We start from the raw sequence: 23,549 nt of genomic DNA, 5'->3' as shown, positions 1-23,549 counted from the left end.
CGACCGAAAAGCGTTCGGACTGTCTCAGATACCGAGCGTTTCGTTGGTGGTGGCGACGGACTCGGCGGCGTCGGCGCTGTCGGTGACCGCGCGGACGGCGTCGACGTTCTCGGGGACGACGTCGGACTCCTGGTGGATGGCCTGGAAGCAGTAGAAGTCGCTGCCCTCCGTCGTGACGGATTCTCCCCAGAGGCAGTTCTCCCAGAGGTCGCCGCGGGGGCGGCCGCGGTCGAGCGCCCACTCCTTGAGCTGGCCGGTGCCGTCGATGCCGAGGGACTCGTCGACGACCGTGATGCGGGACTGCTCGGCGAGCAGGTCGCGGACCTCTCCGGCGTCGGGTTCGGCGGCGAGCGTGACGTTGATGGCATGCACGTGCATCAGCGTCGTCGGCACCTTCAGGCCGAGCGTGTCGATGTCGAGGTCCGGGAAGATGGTGTTGACGTCCGGGCCGTGGTGGCTCGGAATCGAGATGGGGTCCGGGAGCGTGTCGTTGATAGGGCCGCGGTCGGACTGGCCGGGGTCGCCGCCGCGGCGCACGAGCGTCGCGCGCACCTTCTCGACGCCGTACGCCTCGCGCAGCGGTGCGAGGAGCCGGGAGAGCCCGGTGGTGTTGCAGGAGACGACGCGGACGTGGTCGGCGTCGACCGCCTCGTCGTAGTTCGAGCGCGCGTTGAACGACACGTCCGCGATGTCGGCGTCCTCGCCGCCCTGATAGATTGCGGGCGTGTCGTACTCCTCGTAGAGCGCGCGGTTCTGCGCGCCCACGCCGGAGGGCGTGGCGTCCACGACGACGTCGCTCTGCGCGACGAGGTCGTCGACGAGGCCGGCGGTCTCGATACCGGCTTCCGCGAACTTGTGCGCGCGGTCCTCGATGGCGGCGTAGAGGTCGTAGCCGCGCTCGACTGCCTGTTCGGCCTCGTAGTTCGGACTGGTCTTGGCGACGCCGACGACGTCCATGTCGGGCTGGTCGCGGACCGCGTCCGCGACGCGCTTGCCGATGGTGCCGTAGCCGTTGATGCCGACGCGAATCATACCGGAGAGTGCCACGCGACAGCGGTTAATCGTTTCGCAGCACCGATTTACCGCGAATCGAGTGAATCCGGCGGGGCCGAGCAACAAGACCTAACGCGGCGCCGCGAGAAGGCCCGAGTATGACCGACCTGCGAGCGGCCGCCGAGACCGCCGTCGAACAGTGCCTCGGCCTCCAAACCGACGAGTCCTGCGTCGTCGTCACAGACGACAAACGCCAACCCATCGGCGAGGCGCTGTACGACGTCGCCAGCGAGATTACGGACGCGACGCTGCTCCGGTACCCGCCGGGCGACCAGCACGGCGAGGAGCCGCCGAGTCCCGTCGCCGCGGCGATGCTGGACGCGGACGTGTTCCTCGCGCCGACGACGAAGAGCCTGAGTCACACGCGCGCTCGCGGGGCCGCCAACGACGCCGGCGCCCGGGGCGCCACTCTCCCCGGTATCACGGAGGACGTGTTCACGACCGGGCTCGACGCCGACTACGAGACCATCGCCCGGCACTGCGAGGACGTGCTCGCGCAAGTGGAGGGTGCCGACGAACTCCGCGTTACGACGCCCGCGGGCACCGACATCACGTTCGAGCCCGGGGACCGCGAGTGGCGCGACGACACCGGCATCGTCCACGAGCCCGGCGACTTCTCGAACCTCCCCGCGGGGGAAGTGTTCGTCTCCCCGGAGGATGCCAACGGTACGTACGTCGTGGACGGCACGATGATGCCCCACGGGAAACTCGACGACGACGAACAGCTCCGCTTCGAGGTCGAGGACGGCTACGTCACGGACATCTCCGACCGGGGCGTCCGCGAGCAGGTCGAGGCCGCCAGCGACCAGGTCGGCCGGGACGCCTACAACCTCGCGGAGCTCGGCATCGGCACGAACGTCGCCGTCACCGAACTCGTCGGGAGCGTCCTCCTCGACGAGAAAGCTGCGGGGACGGTCCACATCGCCATCGGCGACGACGCCGGCATCGGCGGCGACACGGACGCGCCGCTGCACCTCGACGGCATCATCCGAGAGCCCACGGTCTTTGCTGATGGAAGCGAAGTCGACCTGCCGAGTCCGTAACTCCGGACTGACCAACCGGTCATGGGAGGAACGAAAGGGGCGGCGCGGTCGCCTCCCGCGGCTCGCTGCGCTCCTCGCTCACTGCGTTCGCTACGGTGCTTGCGTCGCCGGGGTTCGGCGACCGCGCCGGGGCTTTCGAGGAAGCGTCGTCAGAGCATCGTGTTTAGTTTAGCGAGTTCCACCAGACGGCGAAGGCTTGCAACCACGATTCCGCTGTTGTTGGCTCGACGTGGCTGAAACTATTACTGAACGAGGAAGTTCGACGTTTTATCTCTCTAAAAACACGTTCGACAGCATTCCGATTCCCATGACGAACGGTCTGGAATCGAAGCCCGACTCGTTGGAGTGCTGTTTTGAGATGCTGGGCGTGATCAACCAGAAACACTGCGTCTTCAACGTCGTGTTTCTCGCGTAACTCCTGCAGAAACCGTTCAGTCAACGCCGTTGTTGTCGTCGGAAACAGCCGTACGTGCAGGAATCTGTTCGAATTAGGATTGACGGCAGCGTACAGCCAGTACTGCTGGCCGTCGATGCGGATCACCGTTTCGTCAACCGCAACCTGATCCGGACTAGCGTCGCTGGCGGGCTGTAGATCAGCTTTCTGCACCCAGTCATGGATGGCTTTCCGCGAGCGTTTGACACCGAACTTCTCAAGTTCTTTGACGGTATTCGAAAGTGAGAGTCCAGCCAGATGGAGTCGAATACCAAGACGCATCAGCTCGCTCGGTGTCCGCTCTCGCTCCACAAAATCTAACTCAAGCCAGTCGCTACAGCCACTGAGGCGGGTGATTTCTGCCATGAACCAGCTGAAAATCACTTCCGCCTCACTTTTCAGCCTTAACTAAACACGACCGTCACCGGGACCGACAGACCTTCACTGGCTCGTCCGGTACTAGACGCCTAATGAGCGATGACTACATCGAGGTCCGAGGGGCCGAGGAGAACAACCTCGACGACCTCGACGTGCAGATTCCACGCGAGGCGCTGAACGTGGTGACCGGCCTCTCCGGGTCCGGGAAGTCGTCGCTGGCCTTCCAGACGATTTACGCGGAGGGCCAGCGCCGCTACATCGAGAGCCTCTCTGCGTACGCCCGGAACTTCCTCGGGCAGATGGACAAGCCACAGGTCGAGTCCGTGGAGGGCCTCTCGCCCGCCATCAGCATCGACCAGAAGAACGCCGCGAACAACCCCCGGTCGACGGTCGGCACCGTCACCGAACTCCACGACTACCTGCGCCTGCTGTACGCCCGCGTCGGCGTCCCGCACTGTCCGGAGTGCGGCCGCGAGGTCGGCGAGCAGTCCGCCCAGCAGATGGTCCGCCGCATCCTCGAACTCCCCGAGGGCACGAAGGCGAAAATCGCGGCGCCGGTCGTCCGCGACCAGAAGGGCGCCTTCGAGGACCGCTTCGACGACCTCGTCAGCGAGGGGTACTCACGTGTGGAGGTCGACGGTGAGAGCTACGACCTCGCGTACGACCGCCCAGACCTCGACGAGAACTACGACCACACGATCGACGTCGTCGTCGACCGCGTGGCCGTCAGCGAGGACAACCGCTCGCGCATCAACGACAGCGTCGAGACCGCCTTAGACGAGGCTGACGGCGTCCTGAAGGTCATCGTCCCCGACGCCGACGAGGACCTCGAACTCGGAGGGGCGACCGCCCGGAGCACCGGCGACTTGGCGGATGAGGACGACGAGGACCGCTTCGTCGTGGAGTTCAGCGAGGACCTCGCCTGTACGCACTGCGGCATCGACATCAGCGAAATCGAGACGCGCTCGTTCTCCTTCAACAGCCCGCACGGCGCGTGCCCGGAGTGCGAGGGCATCGGGAACACGAAGGAGGTCAGCGAGGACCTCGTCGTCGTCGACGAGAGCAAGCCCGTCAAGCACGTCTTCGAGGCGTGGAGTTACAACCGCTCGTACTACCAGACGCGCCTCGATTCGGTGGCCGAGCACTTCGGGATTAGCCTCGACACGCCGTTCGAAGAACTCGACGAGGACGTCCAGCAGGCGTTCCTCTACGGCACCACCGAGGACGTGGTGTTCAAGCGACAGACGAAGAACGGCACCCGCCGCAAGGAGAAGCCCTTCGAGGGCGTCATCCCGAACCTCGAACGCCGCTACGTCGAGACCGACTCCGAGAGCACCCGCGACCACATCGAGGAGTACATGTCCGTCACGACGTGCCCGGCGTGCGACGGCACGCGCCTCAAGCCCGAATCCCGCGCGGTGCTCGTGGACGGCACGCCCATCACGGACGTCAACCGCATGAGCATCGGGGACGCCCTCGAACACTTCGAGGGGATGGAGGACAACCTCGACGCCCGCGACCGCAAAATCGCCGAGGAGATTCTCAAGGAGATTCGCGCGCGCCTCGGCTTCATGACCGAGGTCGGACTCGACTACCTCACGCTCGACCGCGAGGCCTCCACGCTCTCGGGCGGCGAGAGCCAGCGCATCCGCCTCGCCACCCAGATCGGCTCCGGGCTCGTGGGCGTGCTGTACGTCCTCGACGAGCCTTCGATTGGCCTCCACCAGCGCGACAACGACCGCCTCCTCAACACCTTAGAGGAGCTCCGCGACCTCGGGAACACGCTCGTCGTCGTCGAGCACGACGAGGAGACGATGCGGCGCGCGGACAACGTCGTGGACATGGGTCCCGGGCCGGGCCGCCACGGCGGCGAGGTCGTCGCGAACGGCGACGTCGAGGACCTCATGGCCGCCGAGGACTCCATCACCGGCGATTACCTCGCGGGCCGCAAGCAGATTCCCGTCCCCGAGGAGCGCCGCGACTGGACGGACACCCTGACGATTCGAGGCGCGCGACAGCACAACCTCCGCGACCTCGACGTCGACCTCCCCATCGGCGCGTTCACCGCGATTACGGGCGTCTCGGGCTCCGGGAAGTCCACGCTGATGCACGACATCCTCTACAAGGGCCTCGCCCGCGAGATGAACGACAACACCAGCGTCGACCCCGGCGAGCACGACGCCATCGACGGCGTCGACAACGTCGAGACGGTGCGGCTCATCGACCAGTCGCCCATCGGCCGCACGCCCCGCTCCAATCCCGCGACGTACACCGGCATCTTCGACTACATCCGCGAGAAGTTCGCCGAGACGAAGCTCGCCAAGCAGCGCGGCTACGAGAAGGGCCGATTCTCGTTCAACGTCAAAGGCGGGCGCTGTGAGGCCTGCGGCGGACAGGGCACCCAGAAGATCGAGATGAACTTCCTCTCGGACGTCCACGTCCCCTGCGAGGAGTGCGGTGGCGCCCGCTACAACGACGAGACGCTGGACGTCACGTTCAAGGACGCGACCATCGCGGACGTCCTCGACATGAGCGTCGAGGAGGCCTACGACTTCTTCGAGGCGGACAGCCGCCTGGGCCGCCGCCTCAAACTCCTGATGGACGTCGGCCTCGACTACATGAAACTCGGCCAGCCCTCGACCACGCTGTCGGGCGGGGAGGCCCAGCGCGTCAAGCTCGCGGAGGAACTCGGGAAGAAGGACGCCGGCGACACGCTCTACCTGCTGGACGAGCCGACGACCGGCCTCCACAGCGCGGACGAGCGCAAACTCGTGGAAGTCCTCCAGCGACTCACCGACCGCGGCAACACCGTCGTCGTCATCGAGCACGAACTCGACCTCGTGAAGAACGCCGACCACGTTGTCGACCTCGGTCCCGAGGGCGGCGAGCACGGCGGCGACCTCGTGGCCGCCGGCACTCCGGAGGACGTCGCGCGCAACGACGACAGCCACACCGGGCGCTACCTCCGCGACAAACTCCCGGGCGTGGACCTCGAAGGCCCCCGCAGCGACCGTAAGAAGCCTGCGAAGGACGAACGGGCCGCACCTACCCCGGACGACGACTAATCGCGACGCCCGTCGAGTAGCGGCGGTAGCACGCTACGAACCCGGTGACACGGGGGTTACTCGTTTGGGCGCGACTCGCCGGTGGGCGCAGGCTCTTTTCCGGGTAGCGATTGTACGCGAGTGTGAGCCAACAGAAGGCAGACTACGTCGACGACGTCGACGTGGACGACGACTGGGACAGCCACCCGACAGCCGACGAACTCGCGGAAGCCGTCGAGAACCTCGAAGCCAGCGGCTTCGATGTCGAAGTCGTCGAGGACGCCGAGGCCGCCCTCGACGTGCTCGTCGACGAGATTCCGAGTGGCGCGTCCGTGATGAACGGCCACTCGACGACCCTCGAAGAAGTCGGGTTCGACGACTACCTCAACGAGGGCGACCACGACTGGGAGAACCTCGCCGCGGAAATCTGGAGCATCGACGACGACGAGGAGCGCGACGCCGCGCGCCGCGACGCCCAGACCGCCGACTACTTCCTCGGAAGCGCGAACGGCATCGCCCGCGAGGAGGGCACGCTCGTCGCCGCCGACCTCTCCGGGAGCCGCGTCGGCGCGTACCCGTTCGCCGCGAAGAACCTCCTGCTCGTCGCCGGTGTCAACAAGGTCGTCGACGACGTCGAGGCCGCCCGTGACCGCCTCCACGAGTACGCCTACGAGTTCGAGAACCAGCGCGCCCAGGACGCCTACGGCGTCGAGAGCGCGCCCTCCAAGGAGCTCATCTACCGGCAGGAGGGCACCGAGGGCCGCACGACCCTCGTGCTCGTCGAGGAGACGCTCGGTTACTAAGCGAAGCCTCTTTTCTGTCTCGCGACGTACGCGACAGTAATGTACGACTTCGCGGTCGTCGGCGTCGGTCCCGCGGGTGCGCGGTTCGCGCGCCGCGCGGCCGAACGCGGCTACGACGTGGTCGCCTTCGAGCAGGGCGAACTCGGGAAGCCGCTGGCGTGCTCGGGGCACGTCAGCCTCGATGTCTGGGACTACGTTCCAGATGAAGCCCGCGAGGACCTCTTCCAGAACGAGATTCGGGGCGCGCGCTTCCACCTCGGCGGCGCCGACTCCGAAGCCTACCCCTTCTACAAGGACGAGCCGATTTCGAACGCTGTCGACCGCGTGCAGTTGGACAACGTGCTCGCCGACGCCGCCCGGGACGCCGGCGCTGACGTCCGCGAGCAGCACACGGTGACCGAGGTGGCGGAGTTCAACGACCGCGTGGAACTCACCGTGCGCGGACCCGAGGAGACGTTCGACGTGACCGCGAAGATGGTCGCGGGCAGCGACGGTCCGCGCTCGCGCGTGCGGGACGCGCTGGGGCTCCCGGAACCGGACGAGTTCTTGCACGGCGCGCTCGCGTTCGACCCCGACCCCGACCACGAGGCGTTCGTGGACGTCCACCTCACCGTCCCCGAATTCTTCGCGTGGCGCATCCCCCGCGGCGAAGGCGGCGTCGAGTACGGGCTCGCAGCCGCACCCGGCGAGGACGTCCCCGCGCTGTTCGACGCGTTCGTCGAGGACTACGGCGTCGACATCGAGCACCGCTGCTCGGGCGTCATCCCCATCGGCCCCCGGACACCGTCACGAGCACGCGCGGATTCCTGCTCGGGGACGCCGCGGGGCAGACGAAGCCGTTCACAGGTGGCGGCATCCTCTACGGGATGACGGCCGCGGACTGCGCCGCGCGCGAAATCGACCCCGACCGACCAACGACGCTCACCGCCTACGAGGACGCGTGGCGCGGGGAACTCGGCCGCGACATCCAACTGGGCCACCTCGTCCGCAAGGGGTACTCCGCGCCCCAGCCGATTCAGCGCGCGGGGATGCGGCTGTTCGAGGGTGAAATCGGCGTCCACATGGACCAGCCGACGAGCATCTTCTCCGCAGAACAGCTCAAAGCCCTGCTTCGATAACTACTCGTACGTCGGGAGTCGCGCCGACTCTCCCGTGCAGTCCACGAACGGCAACTCGGCAATCTCCCCAGCGACATCGCCGTCGTCGGTCTCTACCGTTACGTCGCCGTCAGTCACGTCGTAGTTCACTTCCGCGAACGCGATTGGCTCCTCGCGCATCGGGCTGACGGCCGCGCGCGTCACCTCGCCCACGTCGTCGCCGTCCTGCGCCACTGCCGCGCCCGCGGCCGGCAGTTCGTCGGCGACGACGCCGACGAGTCGGCTGCTCGGCCGCCCGCGGTTCTTCACCTTCGAGACGACCTCCTGCCCGACGAAACAGCCCTTCTCGTAGTCGACGGCGTTCCCGAGACCGAGGACGTTCGGGACGCGGTCTTTCAGTTCCGTCTCGAACAGCGGCGTTCCGGCTTCCAGCGTCAGCGTCTCCCACGTCCGACGGCCGAACGGCGGGGCGTTCAGCCCGCGGACGACGAGCGTCTCGAAGACCGGCCCGGCGTCGGCGGCCGCGCAGACGACGAGGTAGCCCTCCTCGCCCGCGAGGTCGTCGTCGCGGACGACCGTCACGCCCTCCTCCATCGACCCGCGCACGAACGTCAGCGGCTCCTCCGGGGGGCTGGCGCCGCCGAGCACGCTCGCTATCTTCTCGGTCGCCTTCGGGCCGTGCGCGCCGAACACGCCGAAGCGGTCGGTCGCGTACTCCACGTCCACGTCTTGGACGAACGTGCGCTCGCTCCACTCCTCGGCGACCGCCTCGCCCTCGCCGGCGGGGAAGAACACGAGCAGGCTGTCTCCGGTCGCGAACACGTAGCAGTCCACGCGAATCCGGCCCTGCGGGTCCAACACCAGCGCGTACGCCCCCTCGCCGTCCTCGGTCGGGACGCGGTTGGTGACGGTGTCGTCGACGAACTCGTGGCGGTCCTCGCCCGTGACGACGACCACGTCGAAGGCGTGCTCGGTGATGCCGACGATGTTGCGCACCGCGCGGTGCGTGCGCTCGGGGCGGCCGTACTCCTCGGGCAGCGCGCGCCCCGCGACCTCGCGGAACGACGCGCCGTGGTCCTCGTGGCTGTCCCTGACGACTGTCATTACGCGCAGAATCGGTGCTCGCGCGGGTAAACCCACCGGGTTCCAGAATTAGTTGCTACAGCCCGATGCGCCGCCGGAGCTCGTCCAGAAGCGACGCGTCGGCCTGCTCGTCGCCGTCCGGGAAGACGCGGTCGTCCGCGCGGAAGACGGTGCGGCCGTCGTTCTCCTCGGCGTCGATGAGGCCGTCGGCCTTCAGCGACCCGAGCGCGTCCTCCAAGTCGTCGATGCCCGCGTCGACGTGCGAGCGCAACTCGAACAGCGTCGCCCCCTCGTTCGGCCGGTCGGCGAGCGCGTCCAGCACCGCCACCTCCGTCTCCTCGCGGTCGCGGTACTCCGGCTTGACGTGCATACGCACACCGACGACTGCCGGCGCCTTAGCAGTATCCCCGAGCGGTAGTCTTTTGCCGCTGGCTCGGATACTGCCGTCCTAATGGGTCTCAGGTGCTCCCTGCTCGGACACGACTACGGCGAGGCGTTCGTCGAGCGGGACCGCGAGGAGCGCGGCGACGAAGTGGTCGTGACCGAACGCGAGCTCAAGGAGTGCGCTCGGTGTGGCTCCGAGAAAGTTACCGCGGAGAACACCGAAGTACGGTCCTTGGAGCCCGAGCGAGGCGAGAGCGCCGACTCCCCGGAGCCCGCGACGGCCGACGAACCGGCCGCCGCGACGAGCGAACCCGCGGCGAGCGGCGCGTTCACGTCGGCGTCGGACGCCATCGAGCAGGCCGAAGCCGGCATGGAGACCGACGACGCGATGGCGGGCGACCCGGGCGCGGACGACGCGGTCATCCTCGACGACGACGCCGCCGACGAACCGGGCAGCGACCAGTGGGACGAGCCCGCGGAACCGGAGGCCGACCCCGAACCCGAGCCCGAGCCGGTCGAGGACGACGCGGAAGTCGTCGACGCCGGCCCGGCCAGCGACACCGAGTCGTCCGCGCAGACCGAGTACGTCGACCAGCAGCAGTCCCAGCAGGCCGACCAGCAGTCCGAGCCCGCGGGCGACCGCGGCCGCGGCGAGTGGCCGGACGCCGAGGGTGAGGACGAGGGCTTCGACGCCACCGAGACCGCCGACGCCGACGCGGAGGTCACCGCCACTCAGACCGACGAGTCGACGTTCGAGTTCGGCGCCGAGGAGGGCGCCGTCGACGCCGACACCGGATTCACGAGCGCGGGGCCGCTGGAGACCGACGAGCCCGCCGACGAACTCGACTTCGCGCTGTACTGCCCGGAGTGTGGCTTCGAGCGCTACGCCGCCGGGTCGAGTCTGCGAGCCGGCGACATCTGTCCGGAGTGCCAGCGCGGCTACCTCGCCGAAGAGCGGTGACGAAGCCGTTAAACCCCTCGCTGTCCTTCTCGCGTTCATGAAAGAGTACAAGATGCGACGCGGCGAGTACCTCGAAGAGCGGATGCCCGACCTGCAGGCCGAAATCGAGGACTACTTCGGCGAGGTCTCGGGCACCGAGGAGTTCAAAGGCAGCGACCTCTACGTCATCGAGGACCCCGACAACCCGGTCTTCGAGCGCATCACCGCCGGCGCCGTCGAGTACTCGGGGAAGAAGGACAAGCTCGCCGTCGACTTCGAGGAGCGCCCCGCCGAGGAAGTCATCGCCGAGGGCGACGCCGAGGCCGCCGCGGACGCCGTCGACGCGAAAAACGACTTCCTCCTCGAAGCCACCGGTCGCGACGCCAAGTCCCGCCGCGACTCGATGAAGCGCGCCGTCGAGGACGACGCCGACACCCCCGACGACGTCTCGTAAGCCGACGCTCAGAACAGTCCTACTGTATTCTCGCCGACGATTCGCTGGACAGCTGCCCGCTTACTGTCGGTTGAGCTTCGTCCGGCTGATGGCGAGGCCGTTCGGCACGACGATGAGTTGGTCGTCGCCCTTCTGGACGATGTCGCCGCCGACCTCTTGGGCGACCTGCCGGAGTTCGTCGACGACGTGTTCGACCGTGCGGTCCTCCGTGCGGAGGCGCGTGATGTCCGCGATGACCACGTCGCCGTCGTAGACGGCGTCCTTGATGGCGATGATGTCCTCTTGGCCGTCGATTTCGGCGATGTGGACGGTGACGCTGGCCTCGCCGCCGTTCGTGTCGAAGTCCTCGATGTCTAGCTCGACGTAATCCTCGGTGGAGCTCCCGCGGCCGCCGAGAATCTTGTCCATGAAGCCCATGGCGGAAAGAGGGGGTCGCCGCGGGCATAGTTCTTGCGTCAGACGCGATGGGAAACGAGCTAGTCGGCGTTCGCGAGCGGTTCGACGTCCTCGGCCCACGCCTCGTAGCCGCCGGCCATGCTCGCGACGTCGTCGGCGTTCCCGTACTCCTCGACGAGGCGCGCGGCCTGCACCGACGTTTGGCCGACGTAACAGTAGACGACGACCTCGTCGTTCCAGTCGCGCTCGACGACCACGTCTTCGAGTTCCTCGACGGTGAGGTGTTCGGCGCCCGGGACGTGGCCGTCCTCGTAGGCGTCGCCCTCGCGGATGTCCACGAGGTCGAAGTCGTCGTCGCCGGCGTCGAGGCGCTCGCGGACGGTCGCCGGGTCGACGGTGTCGACGTTCCCGCTCATCGTTTCTCCAGGAAGATGCGGTAGACACCGTCGCCGCTGCGCCACACGCGGGCGTCGGCGTCGTCGCCGACGGCGCGCGGGACGTTCTCCGTACACGGAACGTGGTCGGTCTCCTGCACGAGGAGGTCGCCCTCACTGAGGGCCTGCAGGCCTTTCTTGGCCTCGACCTGCGGGTACGGGCAGACCTCGCCCATCATGTCCTGGACTTCGTCGGCGTCCTCCAGCAGGGCGTCGGCTCTCTCGTCGGACAGTTCGTCGGGCGCGTCGGTGACGTCGTCGATGGATGGCATGAGTGTGTCGTTGGTGTCGGTGGTACGAGTGTTCGTTGGTGTGCGTGGTTTTGGACGCTTCAGATGGCGCAGCCGACTTCGCGGTAGATCCAGTGGGTCATCACGTAGACGCCGAGCACGATGCCCGCCGCGGCGATGAACGAGTGGACCGACAGTTCGGCGATGCCGGAGTAGATGTTCCCGATGTTGCAGCCGGGGGCGAGCCGGGAGCCCGCGCCCATCATGAAGCCGCCAACGACGGCGTTCGGGAGCCGGCGGCGCTTGGGCACGCGAATCGAGAAGTCGCCGCTCCACGCGGCCGCGATGCCGGCGCCGACGATGACGAACCCGATCATCACCATGTCGGTGGTGACGCCGACGCCGTTCCCGCGGAACAGGATTGCGCCCCAGTACTCGAAGCTCCCCGCCTCGACGCCGACCTGCGAGAGCAGGTACCCCGTCCAGCGGGCTTCCGGGCCGGTGACGCCGACGATGGACACCTGCGTGAACCAGAGGACGGCGACGGCGGTGATGCCGAGCGCGGCCGTTCGCGGGTCCCACGGGCGCTTGCTGGACGCGAGGGGCGTCCGCCACGACTCCACGAGACCGGCGAAGTACTGGCGGGTGCCGCGGACGAACTGTCGGGCGCCGACGGCGGGCGCGAGCAGCACGGACGGCTGGGCGGACGCCACGGTCGCGCGCTCCCCGGGGTCGCCCTTCGTCGCGCCGCGGCCGACCAGCGTCGCGTACACGACGGTGACGCCGGCGGCGACCAGCAGCGCGAGCAGCCCCGCGGGAATCGGCGAGACGGTGAACAGGCTGACGCCCTCACCGAACTGCAGCGGGCCGAAGTACGTGCTCTGGAGCGTCGGGAACGCGGCGGTGAACACCGCGTAGCCGACGCCCATGAACACGAGCGTGAGCCAGAACTGGAGGTAGCCCTCGCCGGCGCGGTACAGCGTCCCGCTCGCGCAGCCGCCGGCGTACGTCATCCCGATGCCGAAGATGAAGCCGCCGACGAGGCCGGTGAGACCCCACGCTGGCGTCCAGAGCCCCTGGTAGTACCCTAGTTGGTAGGCGATGCCCCAGAACACCATCGTGAGGAGGGTCGCCGCGAGCACGCCCTTCGTCACCCGGGAGTCCTTGTACGCGAAGAAGTCCCGGAAGGCGTTCACGAAGCAGAACCGGCCCTTCTGGAGGAAGACGCCGAGGCCGAGTCCGACGACCGCTGCCACGAGTAGACTGTTCACGGTGTCTCACGTACACGTCCTCGGCGAAGTTAACCCACGCCGAATCGGGAATCACTGCCCGCGTGACGGACGCCGACAAATCGGCCAAAGAGGCGTTGCGTGGGCTAATTTCGCGCGGTACGAGGGTTCTGATGGCACAGGTGCGACCGGAACGACGGCAAGTACCGCGGGTTCCGTGCGTCGGTGGCCGGCCTGCCGGAGGACCGAGGCTTATTCCGCCGGCGCGACTCCTCTCCCGTGTGACCTTCAGTATCTGCGTCCGCGAACCCTACGAGGACGAGAACGGCGACCAGCAGTACCGCTTCGGCGTCGCCGTCACGACCCGGCTGCCCGCGGTCGGCGTGCCCTGCCCGCACGTCAACGAGCACGGCGCCGTCGCCACGCAGAGCGTCACGAACGAACGCCTCGGGTCGAAGGGAATCGAGTACCTCGCTGACGGCCTCGGCATCGAGGACGCCCTGCAGGGTCTCCTGAACGCCGACGACGGCAGTCCGACGCGACAGCTCCACGGCGTCTCCCGGGACGGCGAGTTCACGTTTTCGGGCGACGAGTGCAACGACTGGTACGGCCACACGAGCGGCGAGAACTACACCGTCGCGGGCAACCTTCTCACCGGCGAAGCGGTCGTCAAGCGCACCGCCGACCAGTACGAGGACGTCGCGTTCGGCGACGAACCGCTCGCGAAGCGACTCGTCGACGCGCTCGGCGCGGGGCAGGCCGCCGGCGGCGACAAGCGCGAGGACCTCACGGTGCAGAGCGCGGCCGTCAACGTGGTCGACACGGGCGAGGACGACCGCGCGTACTACGACGACCTCCGCGTGGACGCCAGCGAGGACCCCATCGTCGACCTGCGGGAGACCTACCGGCTCGCCAAACAGGGCTACGAGGACGCGCTCGAACGGTACGAAGAAGACGAAGAAGCAGACAGCGCGGACGGCGAGGACGGCGACGCGTGACTAGACGGTGAACTCGTAGAGTTCGTCGCCGACGTGGTGGAGGTTCTCGACGACCTTCCCGGAGTCCCCGACCATGTCGTCGCCGCTCGTGAGCGCGCGCCCGACCGCCAGCGCCTTCCCGTGGGTCTCCTCTTCGATCACGACGAGGTCGCCGGACTCGATGCCGTCGTCGGCCTCGGTGATGCCCGGCCGCATGATGTCCGCGCCGTCGCTGACGAACGAGATGGCGCCCGAGTCCACCGTGACGACGCCCGTCGCGGGGTCGAACTCGTTTGCGCCCTGCACGGTGACGAACGGCTCGCCCTCGGGGTACCAGACGAGCGGCTCGCCGTCCACGAGCACGACATCGAAGTCCTCGTCGGCGATCTCGACGAGTTCGAACGAGTCCGCGTCCAGTTCGACGCTCAGGCCCGCCCGGAGCGCGTCCGCGATCTCGCGCACGGCGTCGCTCCGCAGGTGGTGCCGAGAGGCTACTTCCATACCGTGGGTTCGGGCGCCTCCACGCTTAAAACCGCCGCTCCGTCGCGGCTCTCGGGGCCAAACCGCTAAGTGCGCGGCCGAGCAACCACCGCGTATGCTGGGGTCCGGGGACGAATCCGTGTCCTGTATCGCCTGCGGGGCGTCCGTCCCCCGCGAGGACGCCCGCGAGTACGACAAGCACGGCGACCGCTGGGACCGCGACGGCAAGCGCTTCGAGTACCTCTGCAAGCCCTGCTTCCGCGACCTCGCCAAGCAGCCCCGTCGCGGCCTCGAAGCCAGCCTCGAAGCCGCGGGCGCCGGCCGCGTCGACGACGCCGAGTTCGTCGCGCGCCTGCTGGACGCCGCCAGCGAGGAGCGACCCGGCCGGGAGTAGTCGTGGCGACACGACTAACTGCGGACGCCGGCTACACCGTAGTATGTCAAACGACGCGGAAGCGGCGCAGGGGTCCATCGAGGACCAAGGCCCCGTCGAGATTTCTCCGGAACTCGACCGACAGATAGAGAACAAACGCGACGACCTCCTCGAGAAGTTCGAACTCCACGACGGCTTCGCGCCGGAAGTCATCGAGGAGGCCGAGGAGCGCGTCGAGGACGTGCAGGCCGAGATTCAGGACGAAGTCGACGAGCGCGCGGACATGCGCCCGCTCCCCACGTGGACGACCGACCCCGTGGACGCCCAGGACTTCGACGACGCCATCAGCGTCCTCGAACGCGACGACGAGTACGTCGTCTGGGTCCACATCGCCGACGTTACGCACTACGTCCACCCCGGGTCGGAGATGTGGGACGCCGCGATGGACCGCGGGAACACCATCTACCTCCCCGGGTACACGATTCACATGCTCCCGCCGGTGCTCGCCGAGACCGTCTGTTCGCTGGTCCCCGAGGAGGACCGCCTCGCGCACACCGTCGAGATGCACCTCGACAAGGACGACCTCTCGTACCAGAACATCGAGATATACAAGTCCGTCATCCACAGCGACGAACGCCTGACGTACAAGGAGACGGAAGCGCGCCTCGACGACGAGGACGCGCCGCTGCACGACGAGATTTCGCTCGTCTTCGAACTCGCCGACCAGATGCACGAACAGCGCAAAGAGGAGGGTAGCCTCGTGTTGAACCCGCGCCGCGACCGCGCCCACACCATCATCGAGGAGTGCATGCTGAAAGCGAACAAGGCGGTCACGCACGAACTCATGTGGAACCGCGGCGTCGAGGCCGTCTACCGCGTCCACCCCCAGCCGTCGCCCGACGAGTGGGACGACGCGCTCCGCGAGATTCAGGAGCTGGACGGCGTCTCCATCCCCGGCGACTCGTGGGACGACCCCCGGAACGCCGTCAACGCCACCTTAGAGCAGGCGCCCGAGCGCCAACTCGGGAAGATTCAGTGGGCGGTGATGAAGGTGATGCCGCGCGCCCGCTACATGAACGACCCGTTCGGCGGCCACCACGCGCTCAACTTCGAAATCTACGGCCACTTCACCAGCCCCATCCGCCGGATGAGCGACCTCGTCAACCACTGGATCGTCTACCAGAACGACGTCCCCGAGAACCTCGTGGAACTCTGCGACCACGCCAGCGACCAGCAGAAAGCCGGCGAGTCCGCCGAACGCGAGTACCGCAACTTCCTCGAGGAGGTCGGTCTCGACCCCGACGCGGTGAACAACCGCGGCGTCGAAGTCGTCGAACCGGACGACGACGAGGAAGCAGCGTAGCGCCGAGCAGTCGACTCATTTCTACCACGCGCTCGCGGGCGTCTGCAGCGACGACGACGCGGCCGTCAGCGTAGTACTCGGGAATCCGGTCACCGTCGACGTCCGGGCCGTCCCAGTCCGCACACGACTGTTCGGCGCCGTACAGGTCGCAGTCGACGGACTCCCGGAACACCACCACGAGGTCGGCCTCTGTCGCGTCCGCGACCAGTTCTACGGTCGGTGGGTCGGCGACCGTGCCGCGCGCGCCGCGCTCGTAGTACGCCAGCGCCGTCCGCACGCGCTCGCGGGCCATCTTCGCGCTCTCGCTGTCGGCGTCCACGGCGACCGTGAGGTCGTCGGTCGTCCACGGGTACGTGCGGTCGGCCGCGTCCACCACGTCGTCGGGCGCGGCCGCCGAGAGGTCGCGCGCCATCACGTCGCCCGGTCTCTCGCCGTGCCGGAATCCGAGCACGTGCCCGAACTCGTGTTTCAGGATGCGTCGCGTCGTCGCGGGCGCGTGCCCCGCCCGCACCTGCACCGTCACTGTCTCGGTCACCGTCGCGTCCGTCGGGACGACCGGCGCACACCCGAGTGCGACGTCATCTTCGTGGACGCGGCACCGGTCGACGGCCGCCACCACCTCGACGCGCACGTCCGCGTCGCTGCCGTTCGCCGCGAGTTCGAACGCCGGCCGGTAGCGGTTCCCCGAGTAAACGGCGTTCTCCCAGAACTGAAGCGCCGCGCGAACCTCTGGTCGGACGTCTTGCGCCCGGTCGGTCAGGTCGTCGACGGCGACCGTAATCGGTCCGCGGCCCCACGGACTCGTCGCCGCGGCGGTCCGGTTCGAAATCGCGGCCGGCGGCGCCGCCGCTGTCTCCTCGACGTCTACTGGCTCCGTCCGCGCGAAGTCCGCCGTGAGACACCCTGCTGTCACGACGAGCGCGAGCACCGCGAGGGCGGCCACGGCGCGTGCCATCGTCCCACGACTGGCGCGTACGCCGGATTAACGTACCGCTCGCCCGCCACGACGCCGACCGCAATCAGTCGCTGGGAGGCGTTGCTGCCGGGAACGCCGCGTTCACTTCTCGGGTCGAATCGCTCGCTCCACGGGCGTCTCCCCGCCGAAGAGCCGGAGCGGCTCGTCGACCGTCGGCGGCGCTTCCAGCGCTGCGACGATAGCCGCTGCGACGTCCTCGCGCGGAATCTCGTCGGCGCCCGCCTCGTCGGTGTCGGTCGTCGCGAACACGCGCCCCGTGCCCGCGTCGTCCGTGAGCGCCGTCGGCCGGAGAATCGTCGCGTCCACCGGCGACGCCGCGAGGTAGTCGTCGGCCATCCGCTTCGCGACGAGGTACGGCCCCAGCGCCTCCGGCCCCGCTAGCGGGTCGCTCGCGCCCAGCGAACTCACCATCACGAAGCGGTCGACGCCGCGCTCGACGCACGCGTCCACGACCCGTCGCGCCCCCCAGAGGTCCACCAGCAGCGTCGCGTCGAAGCCAGTTTCGCCGCCCGACCCCGCCGTGAACACCACCGCGTCCGCGCCGCCCAACGCGCCCGCGAACTCGCCCGTGAGGTCGCCGAGCCGCGGCTCCCCGCCGCGCTCGCGGACCGCGTCGAACTGCGCTCGCTCCCGTACCACTCCCACCGGGTCGTGGCCGGCGTCCGCGAGCCGAGCCACTACCCGACGACCGATACCGCCGTTCGCGCCGACGACAGCTACCTGCACGCCTCCACGGACGCCGCGCGCGCCAATAGGCGCTGGGTTCGTGGAAGTCCGGTAGCGAGCACGAACCCGGCGAGAGCGGCGCACACCGCCCCGCGCTCGCCGCGAGTCAGTCCGCGACGGTCTCCTCGACGATTTCGATTTCGTCGTCGGTGAGCCCGTAGAGTTCGTAGACGATTTCGTCGATGAGGTCGTCCGTGCGCTCGATTCGCTCGTCCAGTTCCTCGGCGCGCTGCTTGGTTTCGATGTAGCTCTCCAGTCCCTCGCGGACGTCGTCGACGGCGGGGAGCGTGAGCGCGCGCAGGCGGTCCACGAGCGAGTTCGTCTTCGTCGCGGTCTCCCGGAAGCCCGCGAACCCCCCGGCTTCGTCGACGGCGACCAGGATGAACTCCCGGTGAGCTGACATGGAACATGGTCCACGGTGAAACTAGACCAAAAAGGACTGCATCGAAATTCTGCGGAAGGCTATCGAAGATCTCGGTGAGAAACCAGCACACCTCTTCTACCCCGACGTGGAACTTCTCAATCGCTCTCAGCTTGGTACACCGGGAACTTATATTCGCGAGTCTATTGTTACTATAGCAACGACCTGGCCAGAGAATGGAGATTGTTAGTACTATGGGGTCTGGCTCGTTAGGGCAAGAAGTTGATTTAGAAACTCTCGTTGCAGAGCTAAAATCCCATCTTGGTGATGTAGTTGAACCGGATTTCAACGGTTCCGGAATGGTCACGGTTCGATTAGAAGAGGGCGGACCGGCGTATACAACTTATCGGACGGGTGCTTTTCAGATTCGAGGTGCAGAGGATAGAACTTCTTTGATGCAATCCTTCCAGCAATTTGAGAGAGTACTTGCTGATATAGGGTTGGATGTATCTGAACCTAACTTCACACAAGCCACTTCTGTATTTGTAGAAGATCTCGGTCGTGAGGTGAACCTGGAGGAACTAGCCCTCACTCTTGGGCTTGAGAACATAGAGTACGAACCTGAACAATTCCCAGGTCTGATTTATCGTCCTCCTCAATTCGAGACTACGCTCATAATATTTTCCAGCGGGAAAGTCACTATTGGGGGAACAACTGATCGGAAAACCGCTAAATCTGCCATCATTCACCTTTGCCAAGAATCAAAAACCCCGAACATATATGCGTGACTTTACCCCACCAACAACTAAGCTCGTTCTTCTTTCACCGACTACTAAATGTCTAATTAGGGCTAGTCCGCAAACGTTTCCTCAACTATTTCAATTTCTTCATCGGTTAGTTCGTATAGATTATAGACGGTTTTATCGATGAGGTCGTCCGTACGCTCGATTTTCTCCTTCAGGTCTTCGGCGCGTTCTTTCGTCTCGGTATAACTTTCCAGACCTTCACGGATGTCATCGACACGGGGGAGAGTAAGCTTTCGCAGCCTATCCACGAGCGAGTTGGTTTTTGTCGCGGTCTCACGGAAGTTTGCGAATCCGTTAGCCTCGTCAACAGCCACTGGAATAAACACCTCGGCAAGGTCAGCTTCAGACTCCGTGAGGTCGGTGATGCGGAGCGCTGGTAATGGCTCAGTCTCTGTGTACCCCCACTGATCAGTCTCGTATTTGTCCTCCTCGTCGGGCTTGTAACGCGCGGTCAGTCTAATTTCGACTGTGTTTGGGGATTCACGCTCGACAGTAGCCTCGCCCACTCGGAGGTTTGGCTTTTCCTTGGTCGTTTGTTGGAGAATAGAGTCTGCCAAATCCTTCGGAGGTTGAGTGAATCCAACTGTAGCGAGAGTGGAACCTTCTGAATAGTTCCCGAAGTGATCTTTCAAAGACAGGTTTAAGTTGCCCAGTTGACTTTCTAGCTCCATTCGCTTATCAGCCAATTTTGAAAGAGATTCATGCGTATCTCTCGTTGCGTCGATATTTCCGTTTTTGAGTTGCCCCTCAATATTAGAGTGCGTAGCAACACTCCGTTTTTGGAAATCAATTTTTCTGATTGGGAGTCGTTCTAAGTCAACTACGGATAGTTTTGGGAAGTTATTGCTAACAACGCTATTCGCTAACTTGGGAAATACCCAAGACATGAGTGAAGAATTAACCAAAGCTAAAATATACTTTAGATCGTACTCCCCATCTTGTAATACGTTGAGGATTGTGTTGTAATTGCAGTATGTCTTCTCAGTATACGTTGCATGAATCTTATATCGTCCACTGCCGGGAATTTGGCGAACCAATATCCTAGGCTCTGAAAGATACCTGAATTCACGTTTGTCGTGTAAGTGATCTCCGTATTTTATCCAACTATTCCCGTCAAATGATATGTTATATCTAGAAACATCATTTCCCGCTATTTCCGGTAGATATTCTTCCGACTTCTTTATATCGGAGTGGAAAACTCTATTTTCGATCTGTTCTTTAGAATGCTTTGATGAATTATATGCCTGTACACCAATAGCAAGTTCGGCGACGTCTTGGAGCGGAACTGATACAGACTGAATTTTATCAAATATCTCCTTTGTCTCCGCTGTTTGTTCCACTTCTATCCGGCATGTATCACTCTCCAAAATTCTCTCCTGGTTAAGTGAAACAGTATGCTGGGTTTCTTGGTATCCTGTCCCGCCTAATTCGAGGATGTCGATATCATCGTTTCCTCTTCCCTTTGTCGCCACGACTATGATTGAGTCAACAGTAGCATCTTGAAATACGCCTTGTTCGATTCTGAGTATTTTCCTTAGGTTTGTATTTTCCAATACATGGTGGCGGAGTTTCTCCCGGTTTTCAATCGTCAGCCACGGTTCTGGAAGAATATAACTAAATTGTCCATTAGGGCGGTTCAGATCGATAGCTCGTTCTATAAATCCGTGGAACAAATCGACAAAATATTCGGTGACATCGTATTGGGTACGTAGGTACTGTTCGATATTTCCACTAATCTCCACGTACGGCGGATTCCCAATAACCGCGTCAAACCCTGCATCGTCCCGCTTCTCCCCATCCTCCCCGAAGAACACCTCTGGATACTCCAATTCCCAGTGGAAGAAGTCCTCCTCGTCGGCCATCTCCTGCGCCGACTCGAACCAGTCCTCGCCACGAATCTCCGCCCACTCGTCTTCGTCCTCGATGGCGCCGGCCATCTCCTCGTAGACGCCTTCGGGGACGTCCAGACCGAACTCCTCGGCGGTGTGGACGTTCGCAATCTCGAACAGCCGCCCGTAGAGCGGGTCGTCGCGAATCTCGTCGTAGAGGTCCTCCATCGACTTGATGTCGTCGAGGGACTCGTTGTCCATCGCCAGCAACTCCTGCATCAGTTCCATCACGTGCTCCAGCGTGTTCTTGCGGGCGCGCGCCGCCGCCTGCATCAGCGTGAGTTGGCCGCCGTCATCGTCGACGTCGTCCGAGAGCACGTCCGTGATGTCCGACCCGACGAGTGAATTCCCGTCCTTGAGGTGGTGGTCGAGGAAGGCGAGGGGCTGGTCGGCGGCGAGCGTCTCCAGCCACATCGAGAGCTTCCCGAGTTCGACGGCCATTCCGTTGATGTCGACGCCGTAGATGCACTCCTTGGCGATGTCGCGGCGGAGGTGTTGCTCGTCGTAGCCCTGAATCTCCTGCTCGCGAACCACCTCCATCACTTGCTCGGTGAGGTAGCCCGTCGCGCTCGTCAGGAAGTGCGCCGACCCCATCGCCGGGTCCAACACCTTCAAATCGAGCACCGACTGCCAGAACCGCCGGAAGTACTCCGGCTCCGACGGCTCCAAACCGTCCGCCTCCAACTCCGCTTTGATGTCGTCGAGCAGCGGGTCGATGGTCTCCTCGACGATGTACGAGACGACGTAATCCGGCGTGTAGTACGCGCCCGTGGCTTTCCGCTCGCCGTCGTCGTTCACCACGTAGAGTTCGCCCTCCTCGACAGTCTCGATTGCGTCGGCGACGCTCACCTCTGTCGCGGGCTGCCACACCTGTCCGCCGTCCGCCGACACCGCTGCGTACTGTTCGCCCGCGATGCGGAACTCGTGTTCGAGCAGTCCCTCGTAAATCGACCCGAGGTGGCGCGTGTCCAAGTCCGCGTAGTCCGCGAGGACGTACTTCCCGTCGTCGTCGAGTGTCGTTCCGAGGCGGTGGATGACTTCCGCGATGTAGCGGTCCGCGACCTCGTTCTCCGCGAGGAACTCGTGTTCCTCGTCGTCGAAGAGCCCGCCGTTGTACGCCGGGATGTCCAACGACTCCTCGCCCGCATCGATGAGCCCAAAGAGGTCCTGCAGCCGGCTCCACATCTGCGTCGAGTACCCGCTGTAGTCCTCGTAGGTATCGCCGTCTTGGATGTCCTCGTGGATGTCTGCGCGCAGTTCGTCGAGGCTGAAGTGCTCGCGGTACTCCGCCTCGTCGTCGGCGTCGTCCGGGTGAATCAACCCCCGGGACTCCGCGTACAGCACGAACATCAAGCGGTAGAGCAACACCAGCGACTGCTCTTTCAGTTCCGCTCGCGCGTCCTCGTCGTCGGGGTCGATGTCCAAGTCGTTCGAGTGCACGAACCCCTCGCCGAGGACGCGCAGCGCCGTGAAGACGTTGTCCTGGAGGTCTTCGCCGAGTTCTTGGGCGGCGGTCTCGCTCTCGTTCCACACCGTATCGAGGAACGACGTGCCCGCGGTCTCGCGGAACGCGTCGGGCCGGAAGAACGCGTAGAAGTACTTGAACTGTTCGAGCGTGCCGGTCGCGAGCAGTTCGGGGAGGTCGACCTCGTAGTAGATCTCGGTCGCGTAGTCTTTCGTGCCGTACAGTCGCCACTTCTTCCCGTCAGTGAGGATGCCCCACTTGAGGTTCTCGGGCGTGTGTTCGAGATAGTACTTGATTTGGTGTGAGGCGTCCCGGTACGAACGAGCTTCACTGAACCGGGCGCTGAAGTCGGCGTCCCATTGTTTGGCTTCGAGAACCGCCGATGCGAGCTTGTAGTCGGCGTCGTCCTCACCGTCGGCGACGCGCTGTGCAGCGTCGCGACGTTCTCCGTCGGAGGTGAACAGCAGGCGGTCGTTGTACCCGCCGCTGTCCGGGAGCGTCGCCTCGGACTTCGTTCCGAACCCGAGGACATCCAGCACCTCGTCGATCCACTCGTCGAGTAGCTCGTCCTCCTTGTAGGAGTCCACGAGGCCGCCCTCCAACTCCCAGAGCGTTTTGAGGTCCTCGAAGGCCACTCGCGCGTCCTCGTCGCAGTCCCAGCCGTCGAGGTCGTAGATGCGCTCGTCGAGGTAGTAGCCGGAGAAGAGATTCGAGTTCTGGTAGGGGGTAGAACCGAGTGTCGATTGACTCATCGTGATGCCGTAGAGGGGGTGAGTCAGGCTATTGAAACTAGGGGGAACGCAACTGGATACCCACAAACGACTGTCGGTCGTTGCGTACTCGGGTACAGGACCCGCTGGGATTCTCGCGAGCGCCGAAAGAACGAGTTCTTTCGAGCCCGCGTTCGCTTCGCTCACGCGAGCGTAGCGAGCGAACAGTCAGCGAGGGAATGACGAAGCGAACGAAGTGAGCGAAGGAATGGACTCGCTGGGACTGAGCGAAACCGACGGTTTCGCGAAGGTCGGCAGACTCGCGACGCGAGTCTGCCGGGATTTGAACCCGGAACGAGACGAGCGTAGCGAGTCTCGTAGGGCTTCAAATCCCGACTCGTCCAATACACCGTGTCGACGCG

General features: G+C 65.0%; 20 protein-coding genes and 2 pseudogenes. 10 read left to right on the top strand and 12 right to left on the bottom strand.

Annotated elements, in window-relative coordinates:
* Positions 1-24: 24 nt before the first annotated feature.
* Entirely contained in the window at positions 25-1,032 is a 1,008-nt protein-coding gene (locus AVZ66_RS01010; RefSeq protein WP_058980928.1) for a type II glyceraldehyde-3-phosphate dehydrogenase, read from the bottom strand.
* Between the two features lie 119 nt (positions 1,033-1,151).
* Here AVZ66_RS01010 and AVZ66_RS01005 point away from each other — a divergent pair, with 119 nt between their 5' ends.
* The gene (locus AVZ66_RS01005) at positions 1,152-2,096 is read left to right on the top strand and encodes an aminopeptidase (protein ID WP_058980925.1); all 945 of its coding nucleotides are present in this window, start codon (positions 1,152-1,154) and stop codon (positions 2,094-2,096) included.
* 163 nt (positions 2,097-2,259) lie between these two features.
* Here the strand turns inward: AVZ66_RS01005 and AVZ66_RS15585 are convergent, their stop codons facing one another.
* Positions 2,260-2,895 (bottom strand): IS6 family transposase, encoded by a 636-nt coding sequence (locus AVZ66_RS15585; RefSeq protein WP_082678852.1) that lies wholly within the window; start codon positions 2,893-2,895, stop codon positions 2,260-2,262.
* 104 nt (positions 2,896-2,999) lie between these two features.
* Between AVZ66_RS15585 and uvrA the strand changes: the two genes are divergently transcribed.
* From uvrA to AVZ66_RS00990, 3 genes and pseudogenes are all read left to right on the top strand, one after another.
* Positions 3,000-5,972 (top strand): excinuclease ABC subunit UvrA, encoded by a 2,973-nt coding sequence (gene uvrA / locus AVZ66_RS01000; RefSeq protein ID WP_058980923.1) that lies wholly within the window; start codon positions 3,000-3,002, stop codon positions 5,970-5,972.
* 122 nt (positions 5,973-6,094) lie between these two features.
* Positions 6,095-6,754, top strand: a complete 660-nt coding sequence (locus AVZ66_RS00995; RefSeq protein ID WP_058980921.1) for a lactate utilization protein — start codon at positions 6,095-6,097, stop codon at positions 6,752-6,754.
* Between the two features lie 39 nt (positions 6,755-6,793).
* A pseudogene (locus tag AVZ66_RS00990) lies at positions 6,794-7,872 on the top strand (geranylgeranyl reductase family protein).
* On the opposite strand, the gene AVZ66_RS00985 reads toward AVZ66_RS00990, so the two are convergent.
* Together AVZ66_RS00985 and AVZ66_RS00980 are read right to left on the bottom strand one after the other, a co-directional pair.
* On the bottom strand, positions 7,873-8,955 hold the full coding sequence (locus tag AVZ66_RS00985) for an aminomethyltransferase family protein (protein ID WP_058980919.1): 1,083 nt from the start codon (positions 8,953-8,955) through the stop codon (positions 7,873-7,875). It lies immediately after the preceding pseudogene.
* A gap of 55 nt (positions 8,956-9,010) precedes the next feature.
* Positions 9,011-9,304, bottom strand: coding sequence for a DUF6432 family protein (locus AVZ66_RS00980; RefSeq protein WP_058980917.1), 294 nt, complete (start codon positions 9,302-9,304; stop codon positions 9,011-9,013).
* Between the two features lie 81 nt (positions 9,305-9,385).
* On the opposite strand from AVZ66_RS00980, the gene AVZ66_RS00975 reads away from it, so the two are divergent.
* Both AVZ66_RS00975 and AVZ66_RS00970 read left to right on the top strand, forming a co-directional pair.
* Complete coding sequence (locus AVZ66_RS00975) at positions 9,386-10,279, top strand: hypothetical protein (protein ID WP_058980916.1); 894 nt, start codon at positions 9,386-9,388, stop codon at positions 10,277-10,279.
* Positions 10,280-10,316: 37 nt separating this feature from the next.
* Positions 10,317-10,712 carry a DUF5611 family protein gene (locus tag AVZ66_RS00970; protein ID WP_058980915.1) on the top strand — a complete coding sequence of 132 codons (396 nt, stop codon included), beginning with the start codon at positions 10,317-10,319 and terminating at the stop codon, positions 10,710-10,712.
* Positions 10,713-10,772: 60 nt separating this feature from the next.
* On the opposite strand, the gene sepF is transcribed toward AVZ66_RS00970, so the two are convergent.
* The 4 genes from sepF to AVZ66_RS00950 are packed head-to-tail and all read right to left on the bottom strand — an operon-like array spanning position 10,773 to position 13,028.
* Positions 10,773-11,129 (bottom strand): cell division protein SepF, encoded by a 357-nt coding sequence (gene sepF, locus AVZ66_RS00965; protein WP_058980914.1) that lies wholly within the window; start codon positions 11,127-11,129, stop codon positions 10,773-10,775.
* Between the two features lie 59 nt (positions 11,130-11,188).
* The gene (locus AVZ66_RS00960) at positions 11,189-11,524 is read right to left on the bottom strand and encodes a rhodanese-like domain-containing protein (RefSeq protein ID WP_058980913.1); all 336 of its coding nucleotides are present in this window, start codon (positions 11,522-11,524) and stop codon (positions 11,189-11,191) included.
* Positions 11,521-11,814 (bottom strand): sulfurtransferase TusA family protein, encoded by a 294-nt coding sequence (locus AVZ66_RS00955; RefSeq protein WP_058980912.1) that lies wholly within the window; start codon positions 11,812-11,814, stop codon positions 11,521-11,523. Before AVZ66_RS00955 ends, AVZ66_RS00960 begins: the two co-directional genes overlap by 4 nt.
* Before the next feature lie 59 nt (positions 11,815-11,873).
* Entirely contained in the window at positions 11,874-13,028 is a 1,155-nt protein-coding gene (locus tag AVZ66_RS00950) for a YeeE/YedE family protein (protein WP_197407704.1), read from the bottom strand.
* A gap of 254 nt (positions 13,029-13,282) precedes the next feature.
* Between AVZ66_RS00950 and AVZ66_RS00945 the strand changes: the two genes are divergently transcribed.
* A complete protein-coding gene (locus tag AVZ66_RS00945) occupies positions 13,283-13,999 on the top strand; it encodes a DUF1028 domain-containing protein (protein WP_058980908.1) in 717 nt (238 codons plus the stop codon).
* Here AVZ66_RS00945 and AVZ66_RS00940 read toward each other — a convergent pair whose 3' ends face one another.
* Positions 14,000-14,479 carry an RNA-binding protein gene (locus AVZ66_RS00940; RefSeq protein ID WP_058980906.1) on the bottom strand — a complete coding sequence of 160 codons (480 nt, stop codon included), beginning with the start codon at positions 14,477-14,479 and terminating at the stop codon, positions 14,000-14,002.
* A gap of 94 nt (positions 14,480-14,573) precedes the next feature.
* Between AVZ66_RS00940 and AVZ66_RS00935 the strand changes: the two genes are divergently transcribed.
* Together AVZ66_RS00935 and AVZ66_RS00930 are read left to right on the top strand one after the other, a co-directional pair.
* Entirely contained in the window at positions 14,574-14,852 is a 279-nt protein-coding gene (locus AVZ66_RS00935; protein WP_058980904.1) for a hypothetical protein, read from the top strand.
* A gap of 43 nt (positions 14,853-14,895) precedes the next feature.
* Entirely contained in the window at positions 14,896-16,194 is a 1,299-nt protein-coding gene (locus AVZ66_RS00930) for a ribonuclease catalytic domain-containing protein (protein ID WP_058980901.1), read from the top strand.
* A 1,057-nt stretch (positions 16,195-17,251) separates the two neighbouring features.
* Here the strand turns inward: AVZ66_RS00930 and AVZ66_RS00925 are convergent.
* Positions 17,252-17,896 (bottom strand): SDR family oxidoreductase, encoded by a 645-nt coding sequence (locus tag AVZ66_RS00925; protein WP_058980899.1) that lies wholly within the window; start codon positions 17,894-17,896, stop codon positions 17,252-17,254.
* Positions 17,897-18,002: 106 nt separating this feature from the next.
* Positions 18,003-18,281: pseudogene (locus tag AVZ66_RS00920) on the bottom strand (restriction endonuclease); the annotation flags it as partial.
* Between the two features lie 212 nt (positions 18,282-18,493).
* Here AVZ66_RS00920 and AVZ66_RS15580 point away from each other — a divergent pair.
* A complete protein-coding gene (locus AVZ66_RS15580; RefSeq protein ID WP_082678737.1) occupies positions 18,494-19,045 on the top strand; it encodes a hypothetical protein in 552 nt (183 codons plus the stop codon).
* 62 nt (positions 19,046-19,107) lie between these two features.
* On the opposite strand, the gene AVZ66_RS00915 is transcribed toward AVZ66_RS15580, so the two are convergent.
* Positions 19,108-23,169, bottom strand: coding sequence for an Eco57I restriction-modification methylase domain-containing protein (locus AVZ66_RS00915; RefSeq protein WP_058980898.1), 4,062 nt, complete (start codon positions 23,167-23,169; stop codon positions 19,108-19,110).
* Positions 23,170-23,549 lie beyond the last annotated feature (380 nt).

It is taken from the genome of Halobacterium sp. CBA1132 (assembly GCF_001485535.1).
Lineage (GTDB): Archaea > Halobacteriota > Halobacteria > Halobacteriales > Halobacteriaceae > Halobacterium.
The sequence above is the reverse complement of the archived record's forward strand: the minus strand, read 5'-3'. Positions and strand labels throughout refer to the sequence as shown.

What these genes read in the sequence shown, in the direction of transcription:
- AVZ66_RS00975 (WP_058980916.1), top strand. Translation starts at nt 9,386, where the DNA reads ATGGGTCTCAGGTGCTCCCTGCTCGGACACGACTACGGCGAGGCGTTC.
- AVZ66_RS15580 (WP_082678737.1), top strand. Translation starts at nt 18,494, where the DNA reads ATGGAGATTGTTAGTACTATGGGGTCTGGCTCGTTAGGGCAAGAAGTT.
- AVZ66_RS00980 (WP_058980917.1), bottom strand. Translation starts at nt 9,304, where the DNA reads ATGCACGTCAAGCCGGAGTACCGCGACCGCGAGGAGACGGAGGTGGCG.
- AVZ66_RS00970 (WP_058980915.1), top strand. Translation starts at nt 10,317, where the DNA reads ATGAAAGAGTACAAGATGCGACGCGGCGAGTACCTCGAAGAGCGGATG.
- AVZ66_RS00960 (WP_058980913.1), bottom strand. Translation starts at nt 11,524, where the DNA reads ATGAGCGGGAACGTCGACACCGTCGACCCGGCGACCGTCCGCGAGCGC.
- AVZ66_RS00940 (WP_058980906.1), bottom strand. Translation starts at nt 14,479, where the DNA reads ATGGAAGTAGCCTCTCGGCACCACCTGCGGAGCGACGCCGTGCGCGAG.
- AVZ66_RS01010 (WP_058980928.1), bottom strand. Translation starts at nt 1,032, where the DNA reads ATGATTCGCGTCGGCATCAACGGCTACGGCACCATCGGCAAGCGCGTC.
- AVZ66_RS00955 (WP_058980912.1), bottom strand. Translation starts at nt 11,814, where the DNA reads ATGCCATCCATCGACGACGTCACCGACGCGCCCGACGAACTGTCCGAC.
- AVZ66_RS00930 (WP_058980901.1), top strand. Translation starts at nt 14,896, where the DNA reads ATGTCAAACGACGCGGAAGCGGCGCAGGGGTCCATCGAGGACCAAGGC.
- AVZ66_RS15585 (WP_082678852.1), bottom strand. Translation starts at nt 2,895, where the DNA reads ATGGCAGAAATCACCCGCCTCAGTGGCTGTAGCGACTGGCTTGAGTTA.
- AVZ66_RS00935 (WP_058980904.1), top strand. Translation starts at nt 14,574, where the DNA reads ATGCTGGGGTCCGGGGACGAATCCGTGTCCTGTATCGCCTGCGGGGCG.
- uvrA (WP_058980923.1), top strand. Translation starts at nt 3,000, where the DNA reads ATGAGCGATGACTACATCGAGGTCCGAGGGGCCGAGGAGAACAACCTC.
- AVZ66_RS01005 (WP_058980925.1), top strand. Translation starts at nt 1,152, where the DNA reads ATGACCGACCTGCGAGCGGCCGCCGAGACCGCCGTCGAACAGTGCCTC.
- AVZ66_RS00915 (WP_058980898.1), bottom strand. Translation starts at nt 23,169, where the DNA reads ATGAGTCAATCGACACTCGGTTCTACCCCCTACCAGAACTCGAATCTC.
- AVZ66_RS00985 (WP_058980919.1), bottom strand. Translation starts at nt 8,955, where the DNA reads ATGACAGTCGTCAGGGACAGCCACGAGGACCACGGCGCGTCGTTCCGC.
- sepF (WP_058980914.1), bottom strand. Translation starts at nt 11,129, where the DNA reads ATGGGCTTCATGGACAAGATTCTCGGCGGCCGCGGGAGCTCCACCGAG.